The organism is Salipiger marinus (assembly GCF_035481585.1).
In the GTDB taxonomy this organism is placed as follows: Bacteria; Pseudomonadota; Alphaproteobacteria; order Rhodobacterales; family Rhodobacteraceae; genus Salipiger; species Salipiger marinus.
The window spans coordinates 101,204-128,185 of record NZ_JAYKSL010000013.1; the positions used below are offsets into that span (position 1 = coordinate 101,204).

Here is a 26,982-nt window from a genome sequence, read left to right on the forward strand (position 1 = left end):
GGCGGCATCGCAACAAGACCGCAGGCAGATCTAGAGCAGCGGCAGATGCAGCGCGCTCAAAAGAAGAACAATCAGGGCAACGACACCAAGGAGGTCTTGCACCAGCAAAGCGTGGTCACGGGCGAGTGTGGATTTGATCGTCTTGAGCATGGCGTCGTCCTCTCTGGTCCTGTTGCTCCTTTGTTCCCAGATTTCTTAACCGCTGTAAAGCACTTTTTAGGAACATACGCGAACAAATACACAACAGTCGCGGAGAATCGGCCAAATGCCTGTCAGACAGGAAAAAATTCAGCCGACGCTGATCAGCCGGATCGCCTCGTCCTGCTTCATCAGCCACAGCAGCAGCCGGGCCGCCTTGCCGCGCGCGCCCGCAAGGCCGGGATCCATGGCAAGCAGCGTCCGCGCATCGCTCTGCGCCAGTTCCATCAGCCCGGACTGGTGGTCCAGATCCGCCACCCGGAACCGGGGCAGGCCCGACTGCGCCGTGCCGATCAGGTCACCCGCGCCGCGCATCTCCAGATCGACCTCCGAGATTCGGAACCCGTCCTCGGTCTCGCGCAGCGTGGTCAGGCGCCGCAGCCCGGTCTCGCCCAAAGGCGGCTGGTACATCAGCAGGCAGGTGGAGTCCGTAGCACCGCGCCCGACCCGGCCCCGCAGCTGGTGCAGCTGTGCCAGCCCGAAGATTTCGGCGCGCTCCACCACCATGATCGAGGCATTGGGCACGTTCACCCCCACCTCGATCACCGTGGTCGCCACCAGCACCTGCGTGCGCCCGGCGACAAAATCCGCCATGGCCGCGTCTTTTTCCGCAGGCGGCATCTGGCCATGCACCAGCCCCACCACCCGCTCCCCCAGCAGCGCGCGCAGATGGCGGAAGCGGTCTTCGGCAGCGGTCAGATCCGACACCTCGCTTTCTTCCACCAGCGGGCAGACCCAGTAGGCCTGACGCCCCTCGGCCACGGCGCGGCGCAGATGCTCCACCACCTCCTCCATGCGTTCGGTGGAGACGAGCGCGGTGCGCACCGGCTTGCGCCCGGGCGGCTTTTCATCCAGCACCGACACGTCCATGTCGCCATATTGCGCCAGCGCCAGACTACGCGGGATCGGCGTCGCGGTCATCACCAGCACATCGGCGCCCTGCCCCTTGCGCCCCAGTTCCAGCCGCTGCCGCACGCCAAACCGGTGCTGTTCGTCGACAATGGCAAGCCGCAGGTCGCGGAAGGCGACATCGTCCTGAAAGACGGCATGGGTGCCCACGAGGATCTGGATGTCACCCGCTGCCAGCGCCGCAAGCTTGGCGCGGCGCTCGGCGCCCTTGTCGCGCCCGGTCAGGATCTCCACCACCACGCCCGCCGCCTCGGCCAGCGGGGCGAGCCCGTCCAGATGCTGGCGGGCGAGGATTTCGGTGGGCGCCATCATCACGCCCTGCCCGCCCGCCTCCACCGCGATCAGCAGCGCCATGAAGGCCACCAGCGTCTTGCCGGAGCCGACATCGCCCTGCAGCAGCCGGTTCATGCGTTCGGGCGCGGCCATGTCGGCGGCGATCTCGTCCATGGCGCGGGCCTGCGCGCCGGTCGGGCGGAACGGCAGCGCGGCCAGCACGCGGCGGCGCAGCTGGCCGCGCCCCTCCGTCGTCTGCCCCTTGCCGCGCCGCCGGTGGAGCCGCGCCAGCGCCAGCGTCAGCTGATGCGCCAGCAGTTCGTCATAAGCGAGCCGCGCCCGCGCGGGTGCGGTGGCGGCCAGATCCTGCGCGCCCTGCGGCATATGCGCCAGCGCCAGCGCCGCGCGCCAGTCCGGCCAGCCCTCGCGCGCCTTCAGCGCCGGGTCGATCCATTCCGGCAGTTCGGGCGCGCGGGCCAGCGCATCGGCGGCGGCGCGCGCCATCAGCTTCTGCGTGACCCCGCCGGTCAGCGGATAGACCGGCTCGAAGGCAGGCAGCCGCCCCGCCTCGTCCAGCGGCAGCACATGGTCGGGATGCACCATCTGCGCCGCGCCGTCGAACCATTCGACCTTGCCCGACACCAGCCGCCGCGCCCCTTCGGGCAGCAGCCGGGTCAGATACTCCTCGCGCCCGTGGAAATAGACCAGCTGGAAGCTCTGCTCGGCATCTTCCACCTGAATGCGCCATGGACGGCCCTTCATGGCGGGTTTCAGATGGCGGATCACCTGCACCTCGACCGTCGCGACGCCGGGCAGATCGGCGCCCGCCACGCTGGCGCGGGGCCGCCGGTCGATGCAGCCCTGCGGCAGGGTGTACAGCAGATCCCGCGGCGAGGCGATGTCGAGCCCGGCCAGCGCCTGCGCCGTCTTGGGACCGACGCCGTCCAGCACCTTCGGCTCGGCAAAAAGCGGCCAAAGCAGTTCCGGCCGCCCGCTCATGACCCGATCAGCGCCAGCCAGCCGTCTTCGTCCAGCACCTGCACGCCCAGTTCCCGCGCCTTCGCTTCCTTGCTGCCCGCGCCGGGGCCCGCCACGACGATGTCGGTCTTTTTCGATACCGACCCCGCCACCTTGGCACCCAGAGCTTCCGCCCGCGCCTTGGCCTCGGCCCGGCTCATCTTTTCCAGCGTGCCGGTGAAGACCACGGTCTTGCCCGCCACCGGACTGTCCTGCGCGACGGCGGGCTCGGCCTTCTCCACGGTCAGATGGGCGACCAGCCGCGCGATGGAGGCGCGCTCCGCCTCCTGCGCGAAGGAGGTCACCAGCGACTCCGCCACCACGGTGCCGATGCCGTCGACCCCGACCAGATCGTCCCAAGCCGCGCGCGACTCTTCGGGCAGCGGCGGATCGGCGGACCAGACCGCGTCGCGCACCGGCGCAATGCGGGCGCGACGGCCTTCGGCGGCGGCGGCGGCGCGTTCCTCCAGCAGTGCGGCTTCGGCGGCGCGATGCCGTTCCATCGCGGGGCGCGCGGCATCCACTGCCAGCAGCAGCGCGTCCCAGCTGCGGAAATGCCGGGCCAGATCGGCGGCGCCCACCTCGCCCACATGACGCAGGCCAAGCGCAAAGATCAGCCGCGCCAGCGGGATGCGCCGCCGTTCCTCGATGGCGTCGAACAGGTTCTGCGCGCTTTTCTCGCCCCAGCCCTCGCGGTTCTTCACCTGCTGCATGCCGGAGCCATAGCGGTCCTGCAGGGTGAAAATCTCTGCCGGTTCGCGGATCCAGCCGTCGCGATAGAACTGCTCCACCTGTTTGGCGCCGAGCCCTTCGATGTCGAACGCCGCGCGGGAGACAAAATGTTTCAGCTTTTCGACCGCTTGCGCGGGGCAGATCAGCCCGCCGGTGCAGCGCCGCACCGCATCGCCGGGCTCGCGCACCGCTTCGGATTCGCATTCCGGGCAGGTGGCGGGAAAGACGTAAGGTTCCGCCTCGGCGGGCCGCTGCGCCAGATCGACATCGGCGAGCTTCGGGATCACGTCGCCCGCGCGATAGACCTGCACCCAGTCGCCGACACGGATGTCCTTGCCGTCGCGGATCGGGGTGCCGGTGGCATCGCGCCCGGCGATGTAATCCTCGTTGTGCAGCGTGGCATTCGCGACGACGACGCCGCCCACCGTCACCGGGGTCAGCCGCGCCACCGGTGACAGCGCGCCGGTGCGGCCCACCTGAATGTCGATCGCCTCCAGCCGGGTCCAGGCCAGTTCGGCGGGGAATTTATGGGCGATGGCCCAGCGGGGCGTGGTCGAGCGGAAGCCAAGCCGCCCCTGCAGCGCCAGATCGTTGACCTTGTAGACCACGCCGTCGATGTCATAGCCGAGCGTGGCGCGCTGCGTCTCGATCCGGGCGTAATGCGCCAGCAGCGCGTCGGTGTCGGGGCAGATCCGGGTCAGAGGGTTTGTCTGGAATCCCAAGGCGTTGAGCCTCTCGATCGCCTCCATCTGGGTCTGCGCCAGCGGCTCTGACAGCTCGCCCCAGGCATAGGCGAAAAAGCGCAGCGGCCGGTCGCGGGTGATGGCGGCGTCAAGCTGGCGCAGCGATCCGGCGGCGGCATTGCGCGGATTGGCAAAGGTCTTGGCCCCGCCCGCCGCCTGCCGGTCGTTGAGTGCGGCAAAATCGGCATGGCTCATATAGACCTCGCCCCGCACCTCCAGCACGTCAGGGGCATTGTCGAGCCGTTCGGGGATGTCATCGATGGTGCGGGCATTGGCGGTGACATTTTCACCTTCGGCGCCGTCGCCCCGGGTGGCGGCTTGCACCAGCACGCCCTGTTCATAACGCAGCGACAGCGAGAGACCGTCGATTTTCGGCTCGGCGGTATAGGCGAGAGCGTCGCTGCCAGACAGGCCCAGATAGCGGCGGATACCCGCATCAAAGGCCTGCACTTCTTCGGCATCAAAGGCGTTGGAGAGCGACATCATGCGCTGCGCATGCCGCACCTTGGCAAAGCCCTCGGCCAGAGCAGCACCCACCTGTTCGGTCGGGCTGTCCTCGCGTTTGAGCTGCGGAAACTGCGTCTCGATCGAGAGGTTGCGCAGCTTCAGCCGGTCATAGACGTCATCCGGGATCTTCGGAGCGTCTTCGGTATGATAGGCTTGGTTCGCCTCCGCCAGTTCCCGGGCCAGACGGGCCAGTTCTTCCCGCGCCTCGGCCTCTGTCAGAGCCTCCACCGGCTTTTCCGCCATTCCCTGCGCCATGGCCCCATCCTTGCTGACGTCGTTTTGCCAGAGTGATAGGGCGCGCGCCCCGCGGCGTCCAGACGCTCAGCCGTTTACCGCAAACTGCTGGTCGGCACGCGGGTCGGGATCGCGCAGCACATAGCCGCGGCCCCAGACGGTTTCGATGTAATTCTCGTCGCCCGTCGCCTCTGACAGCTTCTTGCGCAGCTTGCAGATGAACACATCGATGATCTTAAGCTCGGGTTCGTCCATGCCGCCATAAAGATGGTTGAGAAACATCTCCTTGGTCAGGGTCGTGCCCTTGCGCAGGCTCAGCAGCTCCAGCATCTGATATTCCTTGCCGGTCAGATGCACGGCCTTGCCGCCCACCTCCACCGTCTTGGCGTCGAGATTGACGGACACCTTGCCGGTGCGGATCACCGACTGCGAATGCCCCTTGGAGCGGCGGATAATGGCGTGGATTCGGGCCACCAGTTCGTCGCGGTGAAAGGGCTTGGTCATGTAATCATCGGCGCCGAAGCCGAAGCCCTTGATCTTGTTATCCGTGTCATCAGAGCCGGACAGGATCAGGATGGGCGTGTTGATGCGGGCCAGCCGCAGCTGCCGCAGCACCTCGTGCCCATGGATATCCGGCAGGTTCAGGTCGAGCAGGATCAGGTCGTAATCATAGAGCTTCGCCAGATCGATGCCTTCTTCCCCCAGATCGGTCGCATAGACATTGAGGTTGGCATGGGTCAGCATCAATTCGATGCTTTTCGACGTGGTCGGATCGTCTTCAACGAGGAGGATTCGCATGACTGTCTCCGCTTTTGAACTGTTACGCCGACCCTGTCGGAAATAGGTTAATGCTTCTTTACCGGAGACGGGAATGATTTCCTTCCGATTTGCGCCGATTTACTCGGAAACGCTGCGGAATCTCTGCACCAGAGTGGCCTTCAGCGCCTCCTCGCCATGGGCGGTCACGGCGCGCATCCATTCCTGCAGTTCCTCCTCGCTCAGACCGTAGCGGTCCTGCGCCTGCACCTCTGACAGCAGCCCGTAGCGCACCGCGCGCACCACGGCGGCCTTGCGCGAGGCGACCCAGCGCCGCGTCTCCGGCGGGGGCAGATCGGCACGGGTCATGATGCTGCCGTCAGGCAGCGTCACCGCGCGTGGACCGTCGACTTTTTTCAGATACATGGCCGTCATCCTGTTCATGCAGGGATGCCCCGCAGAACGTCATTTGACCGCCCGGCCTTTAACGCTGTCTAAAACCCACTCTTGAGAGTAGGACGCATTTTCCTATATTCCTGCGGGATTCCCGAAAGGTAACTGCCATGCCCCTCGATACGCAAAAGCTCAACTCGCTCGGCCTGCCGAAGCCGCCCGCAGAAACGCGGGTGGTCGTGGCCATGTCCGGCGGCGTCGACAGTTCCGTCGTGGCTGCGATGCTGGCGGAAGAAGGCTATGACGTGGTGGGTGTCACGCTGCAGCTTTATGATCATGGCGCCGCCTTGGCCAAGAAGGGCGCCTGCTGCGCGGGGGTCGACATTCACGATGCGCGGCGCGTGGCCGAACAGATGGGTTTTCCGCACTATGTGCTTGATTACGAAAACATCTTCAAGGATGCGGTGATCGAGGAATTTGCCGAAAGCTATCTGGGCGGCGCCACGCCCGTGCCCTGCATCCGCTGCAACGAACGGGTGAAATTCAAGGATCTGCTGGAGACGGCCAAGGATCTGGACGCCGACTGCATGGCCACCGGCCACTACATCCAGCGCAAGCTGGGCGAGCACGGGCCGGAGTTGCACAGCGCCGCCGATGCCAATCGCGACCAGAGCTATTTCCTGTTTTCCACCACGCCCGACCAGCTGGAGTTCCTGCGATTCCCGCTGGGCCATCTGCAGAGCAAGGCTGAAACCCGCGCATTGGCGGCAAAATACGGGCTGACGGTGGCGGACAAGCCCGACAGTCAGGACATCTGCTTCGTCCCCGACGGCAATTATGCCGGGGTGATCGAGAAGCTGCGCCCCGGCTCGGTGGCCCCGGGCGAGATCGTGCATGCCGACGGGCGGGTGCTGGGCCATCACAAGGGCGTGATCCATTACACCATCGGCCAGCGCCGCGGGCTGGGCATCGGCGGGCTGGACGAGCCGCTTTACGTGGTCAAGCTGGACGTGGACAGCCGCCGCGTCGTGGTGGGCCCCAAGGAGATGCTGTCGACCCGCACCGTCCCCGTGCGCGAGATCAACTGGCTGGGCGACGTGCCGCTCGCCTCGCGCGCCGAATGGCATGTCTCCGTCAAGGTGCGCTCCACCCGCCCCCCGCGGGAGGCGATCCTCCGCGCGCGGCCCGACGGCACCGCCGAGGTCGAACTGCTGACCCCGGAAGAAGGCGTCAGCCCCGGTCAGGCCTGCGTGTTTTATGAGACCGGCGGCACCCGCATCCTTGGCGGCGGCTGGATCTGGCGCGGCTACTGAGCCGCCGTCATCAGGTCTGACAGCCGGTCCAGATCGTAACTCAGCGGCGCCGTGGCCAAGGCTGCGGCGTCAAGCGCTGCGGCAAAGACATGGCCCTGCCCGGCATCGCAGCCCATCAGGCGCAGACAGGCCAGCTGTGACGGGGTTTCGATGCCTTCGGCCACGACACGGCAGCCGATGCGCCGCGCCAGCCCCAGCACCGCCTCGATCACCGCGCCGTCGCGCGGGGTACGGCCCAGATCGCGCACAAAATGCCGGTCGATCTTCAGCACGTCGACCGGCCAGCCCGCCAGATGGCGCAGCCCGCCATAGCCCATGCCAAAATCATCCAGCGCGATGCGCGCGCCCCTGCGGCGCAGATCGGCCAGCGCGCGGAACACCTGCCCTTCGGGTTCGCCCAGCATGATGCGTTCTGTCACCTCGATGGTCAGCGCCTCCCAGCCCATGGCGGCGGCGGCCAGAGCCGTGTCGAGATCGGACAGGAACCCGGGGTTCAGCAGGTCAAAAGAGGTGACGTTGAGCCCGAGGCTCAGCCGCTGGTCCTTGGCGCAGAATCCCGGCGTGCCGCGCACCGCCTCCAGCGACTGCAGCAGCATGCTGCGGGTCAGGGTCGCGGCCAGATCCTGATCCTCGAACACGGCGGCGAAGGATCCGGCGGCCAGCGGATCGCGGCCCGGCTGTTTCCAGCGCGCCAGCACCTCGTAGCCGGTGCAGCGCCCGGTCTGCAGGTCGACGATGGGCTGGAAATGCGGCAGCACCTCGTCCCCGGCCATGGCGCGGGCAAAGCGGCGCGACAGATCCCGGGGCACGAAAGGCTGCGGCGCCAGCGCGTCAAAAATCGCATGGGTGCCCCGCCCCGCATCCTTGGCCGCATAAAGAGCCGCATCCGCCAGCTTGAACAGCGTCACATAGTCGGTGGCCTGCGCGGGAAACAGGCTCGCCCCCATGCTGACGCGCCCCAGATCGGGCTTGCCGGTCAGGCTTGCCGCACGCTGCACCGCATCGCGCAGCCGCAGCATAAGCGCTTCGGACCAGCCAAGCGCGCCGGGATCCAGATCGGCAAAGACCCCGAATTCATCCCCGCCGATCCGTCCCACCACGGCGCCTTCGGGCGCGCAGCCCGCCAGCGCGCCGGAAATCATCCGCAGGTAGCGGTCGCCAAACTGATGCCCGTAAAGATCGTTGATCTGCTTGAAATGGTCGATGTCGAGCAGGATCAGCACCGCAGGCTGTGCTGTCTCCCCCAGACGGTCCCGCACCTTGCGCTCGAAAGAGGCGCTGTTTTCCAGCTCGGTCAGCGGGTCGATCTGTGACAGCCGCTGCAGCCGGGCGACGCGCAGCGACATGTCCCGCAGTTCCCGTTCCAGCCGCAGCCGCACTGCGGTGGCGTCCAGCAGCGCCGCCGCGATCCGCGCCACCTCCTGACACATCACGCTGCCCCGCCCGCCCCAGCGGGCCGCCTCGAACACCAGCGCCATGGCCCCCAGCACGCGGCCCCGCGCGCTGCAAAGCGGCAGCGCCACCAGCACGCGGGGATGGCCCGACAGATCCTCGCGCACCACAAGGCCGGAACTGTCGGCATCGCAGGGCTGCGCGCAGACCTGATCCAGCATCTGTTCCAGAGCGCGCCCCGTGCCGCAGTCGGGCAGACGGGAGGTGACCGGCGCGCAGAGCCGGTCCGGCTGTGGCGCAAGGCGCAGCGCGCAGAACCACGCGCCGCACAAAGGCTCCGCCGCCGCCTGAATCATCGCCGCCAGCCGCTCCAGCTCCGCCGCGGCAAAGGCCATGCCTGCCGCGTCGGCCTGATGCCCCGATGCCCCTGAACCGCCCAAATCCCTGCCTTCCCTCCCGACCCCAGTCGCGGGGCAAGCCTGCGGGACGAGGCCTTAAGAAAGGGTAAACGGCCCCCCTGCGCCGCTAGAGATAATCGGCGCGTTGCAGGTTATACTTGGCCATCTTTTCGTTGAGCGTGCGGCGCGGCAGGCAAAGCTCGTCCATCACCGCCGAAATCGAGCCCTTGTGCCGCCGCATGGTGTTGTCGATCAGCATCCGCTCGAACGCCTCGACATATTCCTTGAGCGGCTTGCCTTCGGTGGTCATCACCGGCTGCATGTCCTCGTGGTCGTTCATCAGCAGCGAGGCGATGGTGCCGGTGCCCCGGCGCGACTGCAGCACGGCGCGTTCGGCCAGATTGATGAGCTGGCGCACGTTGCCCGGCCATGGCGCCTGCAGTAGCTGTGCCGCCTCCTGTGCGCTGACCTGCGGCGCGTCGCAGCCATATTCATCGGAAAACTGGTCGGAAAACCGGGTGAACAGCGTCAGGATGTCCTCGCCGCGCTGGCGCAGCGGCGGCACGGTGATCTTCAGCGCCGCCAGCCGGTAATACAGATCAGGGCGCAGCGCGGTTTCGCAGGTGCGGCCCTCGTCCTGCAGGTTGCAGATGGCGATGATCCGGGTTTCGGGCGGCGTGCCCTGATCGTTGATCACCGACAGCAGCCGTGCCTGCGCCGCATCCGACAGCGATTCGATGTCTTCCAGCACCAGCGTGCCGCCACGGGCCTCCTCGATGGCGGGCAGACGGCTGTCATCGGGCTGCATCGGGCCGAACAGCCGCTGCAGCAGCGCGTCCTGATCCATCGCGGCACAAGAGATCAGCACGAATTTCTTGCCCGCGCGCGATCCCACCGCATGCAGCGCATGGGCGATCAGCGTCTTGCCGGTGCCGGTCTCGCCATCGATCAGCACATGGCCATCGGCCTGACCCAGATCCAGCACGTCCTCGCGCAGCCGCTCCATCGCGGGGCTCTGGCCGATCAGCTTGCGCATCAGCTGGCCGCCATCGGACAGCTCGCGCCGCAACGCGCGGTTGTCCAGCGTCAGACGGCGGGCATTGGTGGCCTTCTTGGCCAGTTCCGACATGCGGTCGGGGTTGAACGGTTTTTCAAGGAAATCAAAGGCGCCGATCCGCATCGCCTCCACCGCCATGGGCACGTCGCCATGGCCGGTGATCATGATGACCGGCAGGGCGCTGTCGCTGCCCATGAGCTTTTTCAGAAACTGGATCCCGTCCATGCCGGGCATGCGGATGTCCGAAATCACGATTCCGGGGTAATCCGGCCCAAGCGCGCCAAGCGCCTCCTCGGCGCTGGAAAAGGTCTCTGTGTCGTAGCCCGACAGCGCCAGCCACTGGCTGATCGACTGGCGCATGTCCTTCTCGTCGTCCACGATGGCGATCTTCATGGCTTTTGTCATTGTTCTGGGTCGCCTTTCTCAGGTCGTCACGTCGTCATCCGGCTGGGCCGGCGGGTCATTCCGCAGCCTCGCTAGTTTCGTTCAAGATAGGCAGCTGCATCTCGAAAACAGCCCCCCCGTCGGATCCATTCCGCGCAGTCAGCCGTCCGCCAAGCTCGGTCACGATCCCCGAAGAGATGGCGAGCCCCAGCCCGGTGCCCTCTCCGGGCTGCTTGGTGGTGTAGAAGGGCTCGAACAGCGATTCCAGATCCTCGATGCCATGGCCGTTGTCGCGCACGCTCAGCGTCGCGGTCTCGCCGCTGGCCAGCAGGATCTCGATCTCGGGCTGGGCCACGGATTTGGTGGCGTCGATGGCGTTGCGCAGCAGGTTCACCAGCACCTGTTCGATGCGCATGCGGTCGCCCATCACCCGCACCGGGCGATCGGGCAGGATCTTGGAGATGCGCACCCGCCGCGCCTTCAGCTGCGGCTCCATCATCGACAGCGAGGAAGCCAGCGCCTCGCCCATGTCCACCGGGCTGAACTGCGCCTGCCCCTTGCGGGCGTAGCTTTTCAGCTGCCGGGTGATGGCGCCCATGCGGTCGATCAGGTCATCGATGCGGGCAAAGGCGGTCATCGCCTCTTCGGGGCGGTTGCGGCGCAGCAGCAGCCGGGCCCCCGCGAGATAGGTCTTCATCGCGGCCAGCGGCTGGTTCAGCTCGTGGCTGACCGCCGCCGACATCTCGCCAAGGGCGGCCAGCTTGGAGCTTTGCTCCAGCGTCTGCTCGGCGGCGGAGAGATCCTTCTGCACCTTCTCGCGCTCCGCGATCTCGCGCTGCAGCCGGGCGTTCAGCCGCCGAAGCTCGGCGCTTTCGCGCTGGAACAGCGCCATGCGCAGCGCGGTCTTGCGCGACAGCGCGTAAAAGGCCAGCGCCGCCAGCAGCGCAAACCCCATGATCTCCAGCGCCAGCACCGCGTTCACCCGCTCGCGGACCGAAGCATAGGTGGTGAAGGTCGCCATGGTCCAGCCGCGGAACGGGATGCGCCCGTCGATGCGCATCACCGCCTCGCCCTTGAGGTAGGCGTCAGCAGGCAGCGCGGTCCAGTCGGCGGTGGCCTTGATGGCGCGTTCGATGGCGCTTTCGGGGGGCTGGCGGCTCAGCGCGTCGGTCATGGTCAGCCCGCGCCAGCGCGGTTCGGTCGCCAGAATGATGGTGCCTTCGGAATTCATCACCGCCACTGCATCGGTGATCCCGGCCCAGGCCCGTTCGAACTTGGCCAGATCCACCTCCACCACGATGACGCCGATCACGTCATTCTGGCTTTCCAGCCGCCGCGAATAGCTGAAGGCATAGCCCCCCGCCTCGCGCGCCTTGATGGTGAAGACGGTGGTGTTGGACCGCAGCGCATCCACATAGGAGGGCTCGTTGCGGTGGTTCTGGCCCAGCCGGTTACGGTCGGTGGCGGCCACCGTGCGCCCGTCCTTGTCCAGCAGCATCAGCGAGGCGGCGCCGATCTCGTCGACATACCCGATCAGCCGCTGGGTGGACTGGCTGAAATCGCCGGAATTCAGCGCCCCGATCAGCGCGGGATCCCGCGACAGCAGCTGCGGCACGATGGCGTTGCGGCGCAGCTCCGACAGGATGTTGCCGGAATACAGCGCCAGCCGCAGCTCCGCCCGGTTGCGCGTCGCGGTGGTGGAGCGGTCGGTGAGCAGGACATTGGTGGTCCAGACGGTGATCACCGCCAGAACCAGCAGCACCAACAGCGCCACCCGCACCCGCCAGCTGAGCGGGTTCGAGCGGTGCTGGTCCGTCCGGTCTGGGCTGGAATGCGACATGGCGGCCAATCTACGCGCCGCGCCGCCGGGTCTCAAGCCGCGCGGCTCAGGCTTCGGCCAGCGCCTCGCCCAGATGGGCGAAAAGGCGCGCACCGTCGGTATTGCCCTGCGCGGGCACGCAGGCGCGCTCGGGATGCGGCATCATGCCCAGCACCCGGCGGTTCTCCGACAGGATGCCCGCAATGTCGCGCGCCGCCCCGTTGGGGTTGGCGACATAGCGGAAGGCGACGCGGCCCTCGCCCTCCAGCGCGTCCAGCGTGGCGGCATCGGCGGTGTAATTGCCGTCATGATGCGCGATCGGCACCGAAATCACCTGCCCCGCCTCATAGCCGCGGGTATAGACCGACTGGCTTTCCGCCACCTGCAGATCCACCGTCCGGCAGATGTATTTCAGCCCGGCATTGCGCAGCAGCGCGCCCGGCAGCAGCCCGGTCTCGGTCAGGATCTGAAAGCCGTTGCACACGCCCAGAACGTAGCCGCCGCGCGCGGCATGGGCCTTGACCTCGTGACAGATCGGGGAATTGGCGGCGATCGCCCCGCAGCGCAGGTAATCGCCAAAGGAGAAGCCGCCCGGCAGGCCCACGATGTCGATGCCCGCAGGCAGCGCCGTGTCCTTGTGCCAGACCATCTCCACCTCGATCCCGGCGGTCTCGAAGCCGGTCTTCATGTCGCGGTCGCAGTTGGACCCGGGGAAGACGATGACGGCGGCTTTCATGGGCGATCTCCTGATGCCATGCGACCTCAGCGGCTGAAGTCGGTGATGACGGCCACGCCCGGCGGCGTCGGCCCGTTGAAAGCGGCAAGCTCCGCCCCGGCCTGGCTGAGGGGAATCTCGCGCGCGATGAGCGGGCTCATATCGACCTTTCCGCGCGTGATCAATCCAAGCAGCGACGGATAGCGGTGCGACGGCATGCCCCGGGTGCCGTAAAGCGCCAGATTGGCCATGTAGACGGCGTTCATGTCCACTTCCTGCACGGCATGATGCCCCACCGGCATGCCCACCTGCACATGCCGCCCAAGCGGGCGCAGGCAGCGGATCGAGGCATTGACCGTCTGCGGAATCCCCAGCGCCTCCACGCTCACATGCGCGCCGCCACCGGTGATCTCGCGGATCTGCGCCGCCACGTCGCCATCCTTGGCATTCACCGCCGCATCCATGCCTAGGCTCAGCGCATGGTCGAGCTTTTCCTGCACCACATCGACCACGATCACATGCGCGCCAAGCGCCCGGCCAAGGATCGCCGCCGACAGCCCGATGCCGCCGGTGCCATGCACCGCCAGCCATTCGCCCCCGGCCAGCGCCGCGCGCCCGGTCAGCGCATGCCATGCGGTGGTGACCCGGCAGCCCAGACCCGCCGCCAGCGTCGGCGACATGCCCTCGGGCAGCCGCGCAAGGTTGAAATCGCGCGGCACCGCCACGTATTCGGCAAAGGCGCCCGGCTCGACAAAGCCGGGCAGGCGCTGGTCGAAACAGGTATGCTGGTTGCCCTCGCGGCAGGAGGGACAGGTGCCGCAGGCAAGGATGAACGGCGCCACCAGCAGATCGCCCACCTGCCACTGCGAGCCGGGGCCCGCCGCCACCACCTCGCCGCAATATTCATGGCCCTGAATCTGGCCCGGCTTCACGCGCGGATGCTCGCCCGACCAGCCATGCCAGTCCGACCGGCAGACGCCGCAGGCCAGCACCTTCAGCACCACGCCATCGGCAGGACAGTCCGGAACCGGCACCTCCTCGATGGACAGATCCGCGTTATAGGTTCTCAGCACGGCAGCGCGCATGTCGTCTCTCCTCCGGGTCAATGTGAGATCACAGAACGACACCGCTCCGGCAACCGCAAGCCCCGCGCCGCTTCTTCTTGGCAAAAATATCCCGGGGGACTCCCCCGCAGGGGGATGGGGGCAGAGCCCCCTTCTGCCGTGATCACCGACCAGAAGCCCCGGCGGTCATCGCCACCCTTGAGCCCGGCGCCCTGCGCGTCTACATCTCCTGCCCTGACCAGAGGATGATTGTCATGCCCATCAAGCTGCCCGAAGACCTGCCCGCCTATGACGTGCTCTCGCGCGAAGGCGTCATGGTCATGTCCGAGGACAGCGCCTCGCGGCAGGACATCCGGCCGCTGCGCATCGCCCTGCTGAACCTGATGCCCAAGAAGATCCAGACCGAGAACCAGTTCGCCCGGCTGATCGGCGCCACGCCGCTGCAGATCGAATTCTCGCTGATCCGCATGACCGAGCATCAGACCAAGAACACCGCCGCCGAACATATGGAGGCCTTCTACCGCCCCTTCGCCGAGGTCGAGGCCTCGGGCGAGAAATTCGACGGGCTGGTGATCACCGGCGCGCCCATCGAACACCTGCCCTATGAGGAGGTGACCTATTGGGACGAGCTGACCCGGGTGTTTGCCTGGACGCAGAGCCATGTCCACGCCACCTTCGGCGTCTGCTGGGGCGGCATGGCGATGATCCACCATTTCCACGGCGTGCCGAAACACATCCTCGACCACAAGGCCTTCGGCTGCATCCGGCACCAGAACCTCGCCCCCGCCTCGCCCTATCTGCGCGGCTTTTCCGATGACATGGTGATGCCGGTGTCGCGCTGGACCGAGGTGCGCCGCGCCGAGGTCGAGGCGGCGGGCCTGCCGGTGCTGATCCATTCGCCGGAAACCGGCCCGGCGCTGGTCGAGGATCCGGGGCATCGCGCGCTCTACATCTTCAACCATCTGGAATATGACAGCCACACGCTGAAGGAAGAATACGACCGCGACGTGGCGGCGGGCAAAGCCATCAACGTGCCCGCCAATTACTACCCCGAGGACGATCCGTCGAAGCGCCCGCTCAACCGCTGGCGCAGCCATGCCCATCTGCTTTATGGCAACTGGATCAACGAGATCTACCTGACGACTCCGTTCGAGGTGGATCGCATCGGCACCACCTTGACCGACTGGCGCAAGAATACCCGGTAAAGGTTTGCAACAATGCCTTGGAAAGTCCTGATTTCGCTTGCTGTTCTGGCTCTGGCAGGCTGTGCCGCCACGGGCATCGCGTCTGACCGCTCGGCGCGGGGGGCGGTCGAAGCCTACCCGCCCGAGGGCCGCTTTCTGGAGGTGGACGGCCATCGCGTGCACTATGTCGAAAAGGGCTCCGGCCCGGATCTGGTGCTGATCCACGGCGCCAGCGGCAACCTGCGCGACTGGACCTATGACGCGGTGGACCGGCTGGCGCCGCGCTACCGGGTCATCGCCTTTGACCGGCCCGGGCTTGGCTATACGCCCGCGCTTTCGTCCTCGGGCGACAGCATCTTCGATCAGGCCGACCTGCTGGTGGCGGCGGCGCGGCAGCTTGGCGCGGACCGGCCCATCGTGGTCGGCCAGTCCTATGGCGGCGCCGTGGCGCTGGCATGGGCGGCGGAGCATCCGCGCCACAGCGCGGGGCTGGTGCTGCTGGGGGCCGCCTCGCAGACATGGGAGGACAGCCTGCCCGCCTTCTACCAGCTGACCGGCGGGCCGCTCGCACCGCTGGCAAACAGCGCCATTTCGGCACTGGCCCCCGAATCCCGCGTGCAGGACGCCATCCGCGAGGTGTTTGCGCCAAACACGGTGCCGCCCGGCTATGCCGAGCATATCGGCGCCGAACTGGCGCTGCGCCCGGCGACGCTGCGCGCCAATGCCCGCCAGCGCGCCAGCCTCAAGGCCGAGATCGCCGCCCTGCTGCCGCGCTATCCCGCCCTCGACCTGCCGGTGGAGCTGATCCATGGCGAAGCCGACCGCATCGTCGGGCCGCAGATCCATTCCGTTCCCACCGCCCGCGCCATCCCCGGCGCGCGGCTGACGCTGCTGCCGGATGTGGGCCACATGCCCCAGCATGTCGCGCCGGGGGTGATGGACGCTGCGATCGACCGTGTGGCGCGGCGGGCGGGTTTGCGTTGACGCGACACAGCGCCCATAGTGGACCCCCGGACAGACAGCCCGGACAGACAGAAGGAACGCGGTCGTGAGCCTGCCCTTTGACGGCGCCATCAGCGCCTATTTCGACACCGAAGCGCCAGAGCCGATCCGCGCCGCGCTGCGCCGCGCCGACAAGGACGACATCCTCTCGCCCAGCTACCCCTATTCCGAAGAGATGCGCGGCAAGACCTATGACAAGGACATGGCCGCCCTTCAGGTGGAACTGCTGAAGCTGCAGGCCTGCATCAAGACGTCAGGGCGCCGCATCGCCATGGTGTTCGAGGGCCGCGACGCGGCGGGCAAGGGCGGCACCATCAAGCGGTTCCGCGAAAACCTCAATCCGCGCGGCGCGCGGGTGGTGGCGCTGCCCGCGCCGTCGGATACCGAAGCCTCGCAATGGTATTTCCAGCGCTATATCGCGCATCTGCCCGCAGGCGGCGAGATCGTGTTCTATGACCGCAGCTGGTATAACCGGGGCGTGGTGGAAAAGGTCTTCGGCTTCTGCACCGAAGCGCAGCGCGAACATTTCTTTGCGCAGGTGCCCGATTTCGAAAAGATGCTGGTGGAGGATGGCATCCACCTTTTCAAGTTCTGGCTGAATGTGGGCCGCGCCGAACAGCTGCGCCGGATGCTGGCGCGCGAGGGCGATCCGCTGAAACAGTGGAAGCTCAGCCGCATCGACGTGGAGGGGCTGAAGAAATGGGACGCCTACAGCGCCGCCATTCAGGAGACCCTGTCGCGCAGCCACACCCCCGAGGCGCCATGGACGGTGATCCGGTCGGATGACAAGAAACGCGCGCGGCTGGCCGCGATCCGCCATGTGCTGAGCCATCTGGATTACGACAACAAGGATGCCCGCGCCATCGGCACGCCCGATCCCTGCATCGCCGGAGGCCCCGAGATCTGGGATGCCTAAGCGGGGCTATCACCATGGCAACCTGCGGCAGGCGCTGGTCGAGGCGGCGCTGGCGCTGATCGAGGAAAAGGGCCCCACCGGCTTTACCCTCTCGGAGGCAGCGAAGCTTGCGGGCGTCACCCCCGCCGCCGTCTACCGCCATTTCGGCGGGCGCGAGGATCTGATCGCCGAGGCCTCGAAACAGGGCTACGAGATCTTTGCCGATCTCATGCAATATGCCTATGACAGCGGCCAGCCCTCGGCGCTTGGCGCGTTCGAGGCGACGGGCCGCGCCTATCTGGCCTTTGCCCGCCGCCATCCCGGCCATTACATCGCGATGTTCGAATCCGGCATCTCGGTCAACCATTCGCCGGAACTTGCCGCCGCCGCGCGCCGCGCCCGCGACGTGCTGGAACGCGCGGCCTCGGATCTGTCGCAGCATATCCCGGCAGACAAACGCCCCCCCGCCTCGATGTTCTCGGCCCATATCTGGGCAATGAGCCACGGCGTGGTGGAACTCTTCGCCCGCAACTCCCCCGGCGCACAGGCGCCCTTCCCCGCCGACGCGCTGCTGGAATCGGGCATCGGCATCTACCTGCGCGGGCTGGGACTGATCCCGCCGGACCGCTGAACGGCCCCGGCGATCGAGACCAACGCAGATTCCCATGCGTCGAGCGCGTTTTCCAGCCGGTAGGCCTCCACCGTCGCCGGAGCATCGGCCCCCAGCCGGGCGCGGAGTTCAGCATCCTGCATCAGGCGTGTCAGCGCTTCGGCAAGTCCCGCCTCGGATCCGGGCTCGGCCACCAGCAGCCCGTTGACCTGATCCCGGATCAGGCTGCGCACGCCCGGCGCATCGGCAAAGCCCACAACCGGCACCCCACGGCCCATCGCCTCGGCCAGCACTAGGCCGAACCCCTCAAACCGCGAGGGATGCACAAGAACGGATGCCCGCCGGTAGACGGAAAAGACATCTTCAGTATGCCCGGCCAGCACGACGCTTTCCGCAAGCCCATTGGCCCTGACCAGTGCTTCAAGCCTTGGCCGTTCCGGGCCTTCGCCGTGGATTTCGAGCATCCAGCCGTCGCGGACGCAGCGCGCCCATGCGCCGAGCAGAAGGTCGAAACGCTTCAGCGGCACAAGCCGCCCCACGGCGGCGACAACCGGACTGCGTTGCGCGCATGCTGTGCCGTCGCCCAGATCCACTGGGTTGGGCAGGACGATCGCGCGCTGCCGGACCGACTCTTCCATGCCGGAGATATGTTCCTGCAGCGGGAAAGACACCGCGTCATAGCCGTCGAGCGCGTCAAGCGTCAAACGCGCCTTGCCATCCAGCGTGCCGAACAGCCGTTCCGGCGCGCTGTGCAGCGATGCCAGCGCGGACGTGGGCCGCGTCCCGCGTCCCAGCGCAAGCGCGCAGATCCCCTCTCCCATGAAGCCCACGCACAGATCTGGCCGCGCCTCGTCCAGAAACCGCGCGATCTTCGCCGCAAAGGGTAGAAGGCGCGACCTGAACAGCGCCTTCTGCACCGACCCAGCTGGCAGGCCCGTGCTGCCGAACGCCCGCTGCAGCCGCACCGCAAGCGTGACCCGCAAGGGCGCCTTGCTGGAATACAGGTTGTGATGCCGCACCGCGCTGCTGAACGCATGGCGAGACGGGGTCTGACTTCTGGAATGCGACAGGATGGTGACCTCGTGCCCACGCGCCACCAGACCTTCGCTGATGTCCCGCAGCACACGTTCCGCCCCGCCCGACGTATCGGCGAGGCGGCCGATCACGAAAACGATCTTCATGCCGCCTGCCCCATAACATCGCGATAGACCTGGGTCATTTCCTCCACATGCCGCGCCACCGAAAACCGTGCATGCGCCTCGATTCGGGCTGGCATCGTGATGCGGGAGCCCAGATCGCCGCAATCGAGCAGCGATTGCACGGCCTGCGCGAACAGATCCGGCTGGTCCGGCGGCACCAGCAGGCCGGTTTCCCGATCCCGCAGGATTTCGCCGTGCCCCCCGCTTGCGGCGGCCACCACGGGCACCCCATGCAGCGCCGCTTCGACCAGCGTACGGCCAAAGGCTTCGTCCACCGCCGGCGCCACGAAGACATCCAGTCCGGCGATCAGCGCGTCAGCAGGATGAACCGAGCCCAGAAAGCTCACATGGCCCTGCAGCCCCAGATCTGCGGTCGCCGCCCTGCAGCGATCAAAGGCGGGATCCCTGGTCCCGCCTACCATCACGAAGTGAAGCGGGCGCTGCGGCGACCTCTCCCGCAGATGGCGGGCCATGGCGACAAACACCTCCGGCCGCTTGCGGTCGGCGAAATTGGCGACCCAGCCGATCAGCGCCGTCTCAGGATCGTTTAGCCCAAGGCGATCCAGCAGCGCCTGCCGCGCGGCGGGCCGGTCGATCCCGCTCACCTCCACCGGGTTGTAAATGACCCGGGTCTGGCGCGCCATGGCCGCAGGCAGCGAGGCCAGCGCATATTCCGACACGGCGATCCGCGCCGCCGAAAAGCGGCTTAACGCGTGAGTGTGCGGGCTTGGCGAGGGGGTGCGCTGGTGCCAGACATGCGGCACGCCGGAGCCCTGACAGGCAAAAACCCAAGCTGCGTGCATCCGCATGTCGTTGGTGTGAACCGCCGAAATCGAGAGATCACTGATGACCTCGCCAAGAAGCCGTCTCGCCTTGCGGAAACTGCGCCATTGCCGCCAGTAGGGCCGCAGCCTTGGCATGTCGAGGTCAGGGATGCGCACGACCTGCAGCCCACTGCCCTGAAGATAGTCCAGCAGGGGTCCGTCGCGATGCACCGCCATGACGGGTTCGAACGGTGCATCCAAAGAACGCGCCAGCGTCACGGAGGAGATGTGGCTGCCGCCGATGCTGTCTCCGACATAAGGAAAAAGAATACGACGGGCCATCGCCACGCTCCGATCATCGGCAGAACAAAAAAAAGCCCTGTGCAGGGCACAGGGCTTTTGTTCGCACACGCTGCAATCAGCGCTTCGAGAACTGGAAGCTGCGGCGTGCTTTGCGCTTGCCGTATTTCTTCCGTTCCACCACGCGGCTGTCGCGGGTCAGGAAGCCTGCCGCTTTCAGCGCGCCGCGCAGGGCGGGATCGTAAAGCTGCAGCGCCTTCGAGATGCCGTGCTTGACCGCGCCGGCCTGACCGGACAGGCCGCCGCCCTTGACGGTGGCCATCACGTCGAATTCACCTTCGACACCAGCGATGGTGAAGGGCTGGCGCAGGATCATCTGCAGCACGGGCCGGGCGAAATACGCGTTGATTTCCTTGCCGTTGACGGTGACCTTGCCGGAGCCCGGCTTGATCCAGACGCGGGCGACCGCGTCCTTCCGCTTGCCAGTGGCATAGGACCGGCCCAGCGAGTCGCGCACGGGCTCGCGCGGGGCGGCCACGGGAGCGGTGGACTCGATGCCTGCGGCGGTGCCGAGTTCTTCCAGGGAGTTGATCTGTTCAGCCATGATTACACCCGGGTGTTTTTCTTGTTCATCGACTTGACGTCCAGCGCTTCGGGCGCCTGCGCCTCGTGCGGGTGGGCCGCCCCTGCATAGACGCGCAGGTTGGTCATCTGCTTGCGCGACAGGCGGTTGCCCGGCAGCATGCGCTTGACGGCCTGGATCACCAAACGCTCGGGATGCGCGCCTTCAAGGATCTGGGCCTTGGTGCGCGACTTGATCCCGCCGGGGTGGCCAGTGTGCCAGTAGAAGTGCTCTTCGCGCTTCTTGCCGGTCATCTGCACCTTGTCGGCGTTGATGATGATGACGTTGTCACCCATGTCCATATGCGGGGTGAAGGTGGCCTTGTGCTTGCCACGCAGACGCATGGCGACGATCGACGCGAGACGGCCCAGAACGACGCCTTCCGCGTCGATCACGATCCATTTCTTGTCGATGTCTGCCGGAGTCGCAGAGTAGGTTTTCATCGCGGTGCCCTTGAGCTTGTTCCAGAGGCCCGCAGGCCTCGTATTCCGATGGGCGGGTTATAAGCTCGCCGCGCGCACAGTCAAGCGACAGTTTTCCGCGTTTTTACAAGTAAAACAATGGCTTGATAAATAGGTATTATTTTACCCCACAAATCGGGCGGTTCAGAAGCGCCGGGTGAAGCTGATCTGCAGCGCGCGGTTGTCATAGCTGCGCATGTCGATGCTGGAGCGGGCGCGTTCCAGACCCAGCCGCAGTTCGGGCACGAAAGGTCCGATGCGCAGGTCGCGGTCCATGACCGACAGGTCAAGCCGCAGCCGGTCATCCTGCCGCGCGATGCCGAACAGCGGGTCGCGCCCGCCATAGCTGCGCCGCGCCACCGACAGGTCGCCCTGCACGGTCCAGCCGCCGGACCAGAATTTCTGCGCCCCCACCGACAGGCCGCGTTCGGTGTAATCCTGCGTCGCGAACCGCGCCTCCTTGCGCAGCACCGACAGGTTGCCGCGCAGCAGCAGCGTGTCGCTCTGCATATGCGACAGGCCCAGCACCAGCCGGTCATCGACCTCGTCGCCGGTGCCGTCGGTGGCGCTGGCCCAAGTCCGCGCGGCGGCAAAGGCCAGATAGCTGCGCTGTCCCAGCGGGCGGCCCGCCTCCAGCCGCAGGCCGCGGGTTTCATCCACCGGCACGCCCGCGTTCCAGTTGCGCCCGCGCGTGACGTCGATGCCGAAGCGGCTGCCATCCGCGCCCTGCCAGAACGGCCCGGCGCGCAGGGTCAGCTGGCGGTCCTGCAGCCGCTCGTCCGGGTTGTGCCGCGCCCAAAGATCGGCGCCAAACCGCAGGCGCAGCCGGTCGCCCAGAGGGTGCATGTAGGTGCCCCCCGCCACCACGATCACCGAGGTCGAGGCTTCGGCCCGCGCATCCTCGTTCAGGCCGAATTCGATCCCGTTGATGTCGACGCTGGACTGGCTGGTCTGGCGGCCCGGATTGGTCTCGGGCAGGATATTGAGCTGGAAATACCCGGTGAGCGGCTGGCGGTCGGCGGCGGTGCTGGCGATGCGCCGCGCCGCAAGCCGCGCCTCGGGGGCCAGATCGCCAAGCGCCGCCAGATCGGCGTGATAGCGCGCCCGGGCATAGCGGCCCTGCCGGAACAGCGCCGCCGCCAGTTCCAGCCGGTAGACCGCCTTGCCCGGTGCCTCTGACACCAGACGTTCCAGCAGCGGCAGCGCTGCCGCCACATCGCCCGCCTGCATCAGCGTCACGGCGCGGTTCCACTGCGCAACCTCGGCCTCGGACTGGGCCAGCGCCGCCACGGGGGCATTCAGAGCAAAAACGAACAGGGCCGCGCGCAGCAGCCGTCGGATCGGGGACATGAGTCTGACCTGACGCGCCCCCCGAACCTGCCGGAGGGCGCATGCCTTTACTGACGTTCGAGGTAGAACGGACCGCCGCGGATCACGCCGCCCACGCCCTCGGCAGCGCCGGTGTTCAGGCTGGCCGCGCCGGTGGCCGCAGCCCCGCCCTCGCCCATGAACTGCCCCTGCAGGGTCATGTAGGTCTCGCCGGTCAGCCCGGTGGCGCCCGACGCCTCCTCCAGCTCGCCCGCCAGCGCCAGCGCCATCTGGGTGGTTTCCCCCTCGAACAGGCCCGGCACCACGATCGGCGCGCGACCGATCGCGTTGATGTCGTTCGACGCGGTGGTGTTGGCGCTGCTCAGCGTGCCGGTGGCGGTGAACTCCGTGCCGTCATAGGTGCCGGCGAAATTGGTCGCGGTGCCCGACATCGGGTTCACGGCGGCGTCGAAATTCACGTCGACCGCCAGATCGCCGGTCACATGGCCGCGGGTTTCGCCGGTGGTGTTGTCGACCATCGGAATGAAGGTGCGCCCGGCATAAGAGGCGGTGCCGCTCAGCGGGTCGGTGGTGGGACCGGTGCCCGCCACGTCAGAGACGATGGCCTCGAACTCTTCCAGCGTGGTCGCGGTTGCGGGCGGGGTGCTCCCGCCGCCGCCTCCGCCGCCACCGGAGCCGCCGCCGGAACTGGTATCGCAGGCGGCAAGCAGGGAGACCGCGCACAGCGCGGCAGACAGATGAATGGCTTTCATGAAACACTCCTGACTTCTTCGCGCAGCCATGCCCCGGGCGGCCTCAGACCTCCTCCGGCCCGGCACAGGGACAGGCGACGCCGCGTCACAGTAGCAACCCGCGCGCGCGCCTCCGCCCCCCCGAACAGGGGGAGTCAGACCAGAATCTGCCCCGGCGGATCGTCCAGCAGCCGCCGCAGCCGCCCCAGCGCCGCCTCGAATTCCGGCATCGGCACGCGGGTGTTCATCCCCAGCCGCACCGCATGTGGCGCAAACGTGTCGCGCAGGGCAAATTCCTCGGCCGCGCGCACCTGCACTCCCTGCGCCTCCGCCGCCAGACAGAAGGCCGCCGCCCGCCAGCCCGCAGGCAGCCGCAGCCAGACGAAGGGCGCCTGCTCGTCCCAGCTCAGATCGTGACCGCCAAGCGCATTGACCGTCGCGCGCACATACTGGCCGTTGCGCGCCCGCACCGCCCGCACGATCTCGCGGGTTTCGGGCCGGGCCAGCAGATCGCCCAGCAGTTCCGCCAGCGGCAGCGCCAGCCCGAAAAAGCCGTATTCCGCCACCCGCCGCAGGTCGCCGCGCCGGGCCTGCGGCGCGATGGTGAACCCCACCCGCAGCCCCGGCGTCAGCGTCTTGGAGATCGACGAGACGAACCAGCCCAGATCGGGCAGCATCGCGCGGTAGCTTTCGGTGCGCGGATCCCCCAGCGAGGTGCTGTCATCCTCCAGCACATGCAGCCCGCAGGCCCGTGCCACCTCGGCGATCTCGCGCCGCCGCTCGGGGGGCGTGACCAGCGCGGTGGGGTTGTGCAGTTCGGGCGAGGTGCAGAGCAGCTGCGCCTCGTGCCGCCGCGCCAGATCGGCCAGCGCCCCCGGGATCAGCCCCTGCGCATCCATGGGCACCGCCACCAGTTCGGCGCGCAGCAGTTCCGCCGCGCGGCGGAAGCCGGGATAGCACAGATCCTCCACCAGCACGACCGGACGCCGCCCGCGCAGCACCGCCTGCATCACCAGCGAGATGCCGTTCTGCGCGCCATGGCTCAGCACCACATCCTCGTGATCCACCGGCCCCAGCGGCACCTCGCGCAGCCAGTCCAGCACCACCTGCCGCGCCGGAGCAAAGGCCCGGCCCGAGGGGTAATCCAGCAGCTCGGGCGCCGGGCGTTCGGCCAGCCGCGCAAAGCCGGAGCGGATCAGCGCCACCTGCCCCAGATCCGGCAGACGCGCGGTGAACAGGCTGACCATGCCGTCGCCTGCCGCCTCCTCGGGGGCCGCCCCCACCAGCAGCGGCGGGCGCGGACCGGCGGGCCCCTGCACGAACGTGCCGCGCCCCACCTCCGCCACCAGCAGCCCCTCGTCGGTCAGCAGCGTATAGGCGCGCGCCACCGTGCCCGGCGTCATGCCAAGCCGCCAGCCCAGATCACGCACCGGCGGCAGCCGCGTGGCGGGGGGCAGCTGGCCCGATCCGATCCCGGCCCGCAGCGCGGCGGCCAGCGCGCGGTATTTCGGCCCCGCAGCTTCCGCCGCAAAGAGCTCGAATATTGTATCGGTCACAATGTTCTTGTCGACGTCCATTCCGGCACAATGTATCAATAGATCACAGATTACAACTACATTGTGTCAATACAAAATCGAGGACTTCCCATGGCACTGACCGCCCACGCCCCGCTTCTCGCCTATCTCGACGCGCAGCGCCCGCTGCCGCCCGTCGCGGCGCTGACGCTGCGGCTCGCGGTGGTCTTCGCGCAATGGTCGCAGCGCCGCCGCACCCGACAGGCGCTGAAACAGCTGGATGACCATCTGCTGCGCGATCTGGGACTGGAACGGCACGTCGCGCAGGCCGAGGCGCGCCGCATGTTCTGGCAGGGCTGATCCCCGGACCTGCCGGAACCTCTTCCCCTAGGGCGCGAGGCACCCCCTCGCGCCCCTTTTGTGTCACGACTGTCTTGATACAATCCGCCACGGCTTGGGACAGCCTGCAGAGGCGCCGCGATCCGCGCTTCCAGCGGCCGCAAATATCCCGGGGGAGTCCGCGGCACGCGGACGGGGGCAGAGCCCCCGCGCCCCATCAGCCCAGCCCCGCCGGACGGCAGGCAGCGCCCGGCTCAGCCCCGCGCCGAGTCGCGCAGCACCTCCAGCACCCGCTCGCGCGGGGCCGAGGCGNGCGCCCCATCAGCCCAGCCCCGCCGGACGGCAGGCAGCGCCCGGCTCAGCCCCGCGCCGAGTCGCGCAGCACCTCCAGCACCCGCTCGCGCGGGGCCGAGGCGCCGACAAAGGCCTCGCCGATGCTGCGGGCCAGCACGAAGCGGATGGCGCCATCCACCACCTTCTTGTCCTGCCCCATCAGCTCGAAAAGCTGCTCCGCGTCGGGCAGCGCGCCGTCGATCTCGGCCAGATCGGCCTTCATCCCCATCTCGCGCAGATGGGCGCGCAGCCGCGAGGGGTCTTCCTGCGCACAAAGCCCCAGCCGCGCCGACAGCTCGAAAGCCAGCGCGCAGCCGATGGCCACGCCCTCGCCATGCAGCAGCCGCTGCGAATAGCCGGTGGCGGCCTCCAGCGCGTGACAGAAGGTATGGCCAAGGTTCAGCAGCGCCCGCTCGCCCTGCTCGGTCTCGTCGCGCATGACGATGCCCGCCTTCATCTCCACCGACCGGGTCACCGCATGGTCAAGCGCTGCCGGATCGCGCCCGCGCAGCGCCCCGGCATGGGCTTCCAGCCAGCCGAAAAATTCCGCATCCCCCAGCAGGCCGTATTTCACCACCTCGCCGTAACCCGCCAGAAAATCGCGCGGCGCCAGCGTCTGCAGCGCGCCGGTATCGGCCAGCACCAGCGCGGGCTGATGGAAGGCGCCGACCAGATTCTTGCCCGCGGGCGAGTTGATGCCGGTCTTGCCGCCCACGGAACTGTCGACCTGCGCCAGCAGCGAGGTGGGGATCTGCACGAAGCGCACGCCCCGGCGCAGGATCGCGGCGGCAAAGCCCACCAGATCGCCGATCACCCCGCCCCCCAGCGCCACCACCACATCGCTGCGCTCGACCTTCTGCGCCAGCAGCCATTCCGTCACATGCTCCAGCTCGCGCCAGCATTTGGTGGCCTCGCCCGGCGGCAGCAGCAGCGCCTCGGATGCGATGCCCTCGGCGGCAAGCCCCGCCTGCAGCGGCGCCAGATGTGCGGCGGCCACGGTGGCATCGCTGACCACCACCACGCGCGGGCGGCGCAGCAGCGGCGCGATCTCCGCCCCGGCCCGCGCGATCAGGCCCGCGCCGATGCGCACGTCATAGGCGCGCGCGCCCAGATCCACATGCACGGTTGTCGTCATGACTTTTCCTCTTCCAAGACATCGGGCCGCGCCAGCAGCGTGTCGACCACACGCCGCGCCATGGCCTCCACCGACAGGCCCTGCTCCGATTTCACCGCCACATCCGCCAGCGCATAGACCGGCACGCGGCGGGCAAAAAGCTCGGCCAGCGTCGCCTGCGGATCGGGGGTGCGCAGCAGCGGGCGGCTGTCCTTGTGACGCACCCGTCCCCAGAGCACCGGCAGATCGGCATCGAGCCAGACCGCCACGCCCTTTTCGGTGATCAGGCGCCGGTTTTCCTCGGCCATATAGGCGCCGCCGCCGGTGGACAGCACGGCGGGCCGCGCCTCCAGCAGCCGCGCGATGACCTGACTTTCCTTGCGGCGGAAGAAGGGCTCGCCGTCGCGGGCAAAGATCTCGGCGATGCTCATGTTGGCCGCCTTCTCGATCTCGGTGTCCGAATCGCGGAAAGGCACGTGAAGCTGCGTGGCCAAAGCCCGGCCCACGGCCGATTTTCCCGCACCCATCATGCCCACCAGCACCACAGTCTTCTTCAACTTCGGGAGCAATGCCCTTGTTTCTCGGCCATCCATCGCCAATTCTGCCTCCTGTGGGCCGTGAATGACGTGAGTTTGCGAAAAAGGCTAGGTATAAGTGCCAAAAATCACGAGGCAGGATAAC

The 26,982-nt window shown here is 67.5% G+C and carries 24 protein-coding genes; 6 read left to right on the plus strand and 18 right to left on the minus strand.

All coding sequences use genetic code 11. From position 1 onward, the window contains the following. Positions 1-288: 288 nt before the first annotated feature. From recG to sciP, 4 genes are all read right to left on the minus strand, one after another. Complete coding sequence (gene recG, locus VK682_RS17210) at positions 289-2,379, minus strand: ATP-dependent DNA helicase RecG (protein WP_230797087.1); 2,091 nt, start codon at positions 2,377-2,379, stop codon at positions 289-291. Further along, positions 2,376-4,634, minus strand: coding sequence for an NAD-dependent DNA ligase LigA (gene ligA, locus VK682_RS17215; protein WP_230797088.1), 2,259 nt, complete (start codon positions 4,632-4,634; stop codon positions 2,376-2,378). Before ligA ends, recG begins: the two co-directional genes overlap by 4 nt. A gap of 66 nt (positions 4,635-4,700) precedes the next feature. Beyond that, positions 4,701-5,411 carry a response regulator transcription factor CtrA gene (gene ctrA, locus VK682_RS17220; protein ID WP_089851756.1) on the minus strand — a complete coding sequence of 237 codons (711 nt, stop codon included), beginning with the start codon at positions 5,409-5,411 and terminating at the stop codon, positions 4,701-4,703. 99 nt (positions 5,412-5,510) lie between these two features. Beyond that, the gene (gene sciP / locus VK682_RS17225; RefSeq protein ID WP_089851754.1) at positions 5,511-5,795 is read right to left on the minus strand and encodes a CtrA inhibitor SciP; all 285 of its coding nucleotides are present in this window, start codon (positions 5,793-5,795) and stop codon (positions 5,511-5,513) included. A gap of 137 nt (positions 5,796-5,932) precedes the next feature. Here sciP and mnmA point away from each other — a divergent pair, with 137 nt between their 5' ends. Beyond that, positions 5,933-7,075: a tRNA 2-thiouridine(34) synthase MnmA gene (mnmA, locus tag VK682_RS17230; RefSeq protein WP_324782269.1), complete on the plus strand. Its 1,143-nt coding sequence runs from the start codon at positions 5,933-5,935 to the stop codon at positions 7,073-7,075. Here mnmA and VK682_RS17235 read toward each other — a convergent pair. The 5 genes from VK682_RS17235 to VK682_RS17255 form a co-directional block, all read right to left on the minus strand. Further along, entirely contained in the window at positions 7,069-8,862 is a 1,794-nt protein-coding gene (locus tag VK682_RS17235) for a putative bifunctional diguanylate cyclase/phosphodiesterase (RefSeq protein WP_324782270.1), read from the minus strand. The genes mnmA and VK682_RS17235 overlap by 7 nt on opposite strands. Positions 8,863-8,992: 130 nt before the next feature. Beyond that, on the minus strand, positions 8,993-10,327 hold the full coding sequence (locus VK682_RS17240) for a sigma-54-dependent transcriptional regulator (RefSeq protein ID WP_089851748.1): 1,335 nt from the start codon (positions 10,325-10,327) through the stop codon (positions 8,993-8,995). A 55-nt stretch (positions 10,328-10,382) separates the two neighbouring features. Then, positions 10,383-12,146, minus strand: coding sequence for a sensor histidine kinase (locus VK682_RS17245; protein WP_230797091.1), 1,764 nt, complete (start codon positions 12,144-12,146; stop codon positions 10,383-10,385). 46 nt (positions 12,147-12,192) lie between these two features. Next, entirely contained in the window at positions 12,193-12,861 is a 669-nt protein-coding gene (gene purQ / locus VK682_RS17250; RefSeq protein ID WP_089851744.1) for a phosphoribosylformylglycinamidine synthase subunit PurQ, read from the minus strand. Between the two features lie 26 nt (positions 12,862-12,887). Beyond that, on the minus strand, positions 12,888-13,925 hold the full coding sequence (locus VK682_RS17255) for a zinc-dependent alcohol dehydrogenase family protein (RefSeq protein WP_324782271.1): 1,038 nt from the start codon (positions 13,923-13,925) through the stop codon (positions 12,888-12,890). A gap of 233 nt (positions 13,926-14,158) precedes the next feature. Here VK682_RS17255 and VK682_RS17260 point away from each other — a divergent pair, with 233 nt between their 5' ends. The 4 genes from VK682_RS17260 to VK682_RS17275 all read left to right on the plus strand — a co-directional run bounded on the left by VK682_RS17260 (position 14,159) and on the right by VK682_RS17275 (position 17,616). Continuing rightward, the gene (locus VK682_RS17260) at positions 14,159-15,109 is read left to right on the plus strand and encodes a homoserine O-succinyltransferase (RefSeq protein WP_089851740.1); all 951 of its coding nucleotides are present in this window, start codon (positions 14,159-14,161) and stop codon (positions 15,107-15,109) included. A 12-nt stretch (positions 15,110-15,121) separates the two neighbouring features. Next, the gene (locus tag VK682_RS17265; protein WP_230797093.1) at positions 15,122-16,072 is read left to right on the plus strand and encodes an alpha/beta fold hydrolase; all 951 of its coding nucleotides are present in this window, start codon (positions 15,122-15,124) and stop codon (positions 16,070-16,072) included. Positions 16,073-16,136: 64 nt separating this feature from the next. Then, positions 16,137-17,006, plus strand: coding sequence for a polyphosphate kinase 2 (gene ppk2 / locus VK682_RS17270; RefSeq protein WP_089851736.1), 870 nt, complete (start codon positions 16,137-16,139; stop codon positions 17,004-17,006). Continuing rightward, positions 16,999-17,616: a TetR/AcrR family transcriptional regulator gene (locus VK682_RS17275; RefSeq protein ID WP_089851734.1), complete on the plus strand. Its 618-nt coding sequence runs from the start codon at positions 16,999-17,001 to the stop codon at positions 17,614-17,616. Before ppk2 ends, VK682_RS17275 begins: the two co-directional genes overlap by 8 nt. On the opposite strand, the gene VK682_RS17280 is transcribed toward VK682_RS17275, so the two are convergent. The 7 genes from VK682_RS17280 to VK682_RS17310 all read right to left on the minus strand — a co-directional run bounded on the left by VK682_RS17280 (position 17,577) and on the right by VK682_RS17310 (position 24,578). After that, entirely contained in the window at positions 17,577-18,776 is a 1,200-nt protein-coding gene (locus VK682_RS17280) for a glycosyltransferase (protein ID WP_230797094.1), read from the minus strand. The genes VK682_RS17275 and VK682_RS17280 overlap by 40 nt on opposite strands. Next, positions 18,773-19,900, minus strand: a complete 1,128-nt coding sequence (locus VK682_RS17285; protein WP_230797095.1) for a glycosyltransferase family 4 protein — start codon at positions 19,898-19,900, stop codon at positions 18,773-18,775. Before VK682_RS17285 ends, VK682_RS17280 begins: the two co-directional genes overlap by 4 nt. 76 nt (positions 19,901-19,976) lie before the next feature. Further along, positions 19,977-20,462 carry a 30S ribosomal protein S9 gene (rpsI, locus tag VK682_RS17290; RefSeq protein ID WP_089851729.1) on the minus strand — a complete coding sequence of 162 codons (486 nt, stop codon included), beginning with the start codon at positions 20,460-20,462 and terminating at the stop codon, positions 19,977-19,979. A 2-nt stretch (positions 20,463-20,464) separates the two neighbouring features. After that, positions 20,465-20,923 (minus strand): 50S ribosomal protein L13, encoded by a 459-nt coding sequence (gene rplM / locus VK682_RS17295; RefSeq protein ID WP_230797096.1) that lies wholly within the window; start codon positions 20,921-20,923, stop codon positions 20,465-20,467. 162 nt (positions 20,924-21,085) lie between these two features. Then, on the minus strand, positions 21,086-22,291 hold the full coding sequence (locus tag VK682_RS17300; RefSeq protein WP_230797097.1) for a porin family protein: 1,206 nt from the start codon (positions 22,289-22,291) through the stop codon (positions 21,086-21,088). A gap of 47 nt (positions 22,292-22,338) precedes the next feature. Further along, complete coding sequence (locus VK682_RS17305; protein WP_230797098.1) at positions 22,339-23,022, minus strand: hypothetical protein; 684 nt, start codon at positions 23,020-23,022, stop codon at positions 22,339-22,341. Between the two features lie 134 nt (positions 23,023-23,156). After that, positions 23,157-24,578, minus strand: a complete 1,422-nt coding sequence (locus tag VK682_RS17310; protein ID WP_089851722.1) for an aminotransferase-like domain-containing protein — start codon at positions 24,576-24,578, stop codon at positions 23,157-23,159. A gap of 69 nt (positions 24,579-24,647) precedes the next feature. Between VK682_RS17310 and VK682_RS17315 the strand changes: the two genes are divergently transcribed. Next, positions 24,648-24,875, plus strand: coding sequence for a DUF1127 domain-containing protein (locus VK682_RS17315; RefSeq protein WP_089851719.1), 228 nt, complete (start codon positions 24,648-24,650; stop codon positions 24,873-24,875). Between the two features lie 337 nt (positions 24,876-25,212). On the opposite strand, the gene aroB is transcribed toward VK682_RS17315, so the two are convergent. Then, positions 25,213-26,322: a 3-dehydroquinate synthase gene (gene aroB, locus VK682_RS17320; protein WP_230797099.1), complete on the minus strand. Its 1,110-nt coding sequence runs from the start codon at positions 26,320-26,322 to the stop codon at positions 25,213-25,215. Further along, the gene (locus VK682_RS17325) at positions 26,319-26,894 is read right to left on the minus strand and encodes a shikimate kinase (RefSeq protein WP_230797100.1); all 576 of its coding nucleotides are present in this window, start codon (positions 26,892-26,894) and stop codon (positions 26,319-26,321) included. Before VK682_RS17325 ends, aroB begins: the two co-directional genes overlap by 4 nt. Positions 26,895-26,982 lie beyond the last annotated feature (88 nt).

Coding starts and splice junctions, on each gene's coding strand:
- VK682_RS17315 (WP_089851719.1), top strand. CDS start 24,648: ATGGCACTGACCGCCCACGCCCCGCTTCTCGCCTATCTCGACGCGCAG.
- ctrA (WP_089851756.1), bottom strand. CDS start 5,411: ATGCGAATCCTCCTCGTTGAAGACGATCCGACCACGTCGAAAAGCATC.
- VK682_RS17280 (WP_230797094.1), bottom strand. CDS start 18,776: ATGAAGATCGTTTTCGTGATCGGCCGCCTCGCCGATACGTCGGGCGGG.
- ligA (WP_230797088.1), bottom strand. CDS start 4,634: ATGGCGCAGGGAATGGCGGAAAAGCCGGTGGAGGCTCTGACAGAGGCC.
- VK682_RS17255 (WP_324782271.1), bottom strand. CDS start 13,925: ATGCGCGCTGCCGTGCTGAGAACCTATAACGCGGATCTGTCCATCGAG.
- VK682_RS17235 (WP_324782270.1), bottom strand. CDS start 8,862: ATGGCCTTTGCCGCGGCGGAGCTGGAGCGGCTGGCGGCGATGATTCAG.
- VK682_RS17275 (WP_089851734.1), top strand. CDS start 16,999: ATGCCTAAGCGGGGCTATCACCATGGCAACCTGCGGCAGGCGCTGGTC.
- VK682_RS17265 (WP_230797093.1), top strand. CDS start 15,122: ATGCCTTGGAAAGTCCTGATTTCGCTTGCTGTTCTGGCTCTGGCAGGC.
- VK682_RS17300 (WP_230797097.1), bottom strand. CDS start 22,291: ATGTCCCCGATCCGACGGCTGCTGCGCGCGGCCCTGTTCGTTTTTGCT.
- aroB (WP_230797099.1), bottom strand. CDS start 26,322: ATGACGACAACCGTGCATGTGGATCTGGGCGCGCGCGCCTATGACGTG.
- mnmA (WP_324782269.1), top strand. CDS start 5,933: ATGCCCCTCGATACGCAAAAGCTCAACTCGCTCGGCCTGCCGAAGCCG.
- VK682_RS17325 (WP_230797100.1), bottom strand. CDS start 26,894: ATGGATGGCCGAGAAACAAGGGCATTGCTCCCGAAGTTGAAGAAGACT.
- VK682_RS17285 (WP_230797095.1), bottom strand. CDS start 19,900: ATGGCCCGTCGTATTCTTTTTCCTTATGTCGGAGACAGCATCGGCGGC.
- VK682_RS17310 (WP_089851722.1), bottom strand. CDS start 24,578: ATGGACGTCGACAAGAACATTGTGACCGATACAATATTCGAGCTCTTT.
- VK682_RS17240 (WP_089851748.1), bottom strand. CDS start 10,327: ATGACAAAAGCCATGAAGATCGCCATCGTGGACGACGAGAAGGACATG.
- VK682_RS17260 (WP_089851740.1), top strand. CDS start 14,159: ATGCCCATCAAGCTGCCCGAAGACCTGCCCGCCTATGACGTGCTCTCG.
- rpsI (WP_089851729.1), bottom strand. CDS start 20,462: ATGGCTGAACAGATCAACTCCCTGGAAGAACTCGGCACCGCCGCAGGC.
- VK682_RS17245 (WP_230797091.1), bottom strand. CDS start 12,146: ATGTCGCATTCCAGCCCAGACCGGACGGACCAGCACCGCTCGAACCCG.
- rplM (WP_230797096.1), bottom strand. CDS start 20,923: ATGAAAACCTACTCTGCGACTCCGGCAGACATCGACAAGAAATGGATC.
- VK682_RS17305 (WP_230797098.1), bottom strand. CDS start 23,022: ATGAAAGCCATTCATCTGTCTGCCGCGCTGTGCGCGGTCTCCCTGCTT.
- purQ (WP_089851744.1), bottom strand. CDS start 12,861: ATGAAAGCCGCCGTCATCGTCTTCCCCGGGTCCAACTGCGACCGCGAC.
- sciP (WP_089851754.1), bottom strand. CDS start 5,795: ATGTATCTGAAAAAAGTCGACGGTCCACGCGCGGTGACGCTGCCTGAC.
- recG (WP_230797087.1), bottom strand. CDS start 2,379: ATGAGCGGGCGGCCGGAACTGCTTTGGCCGCTTTTTGCCGAGCCGAAG.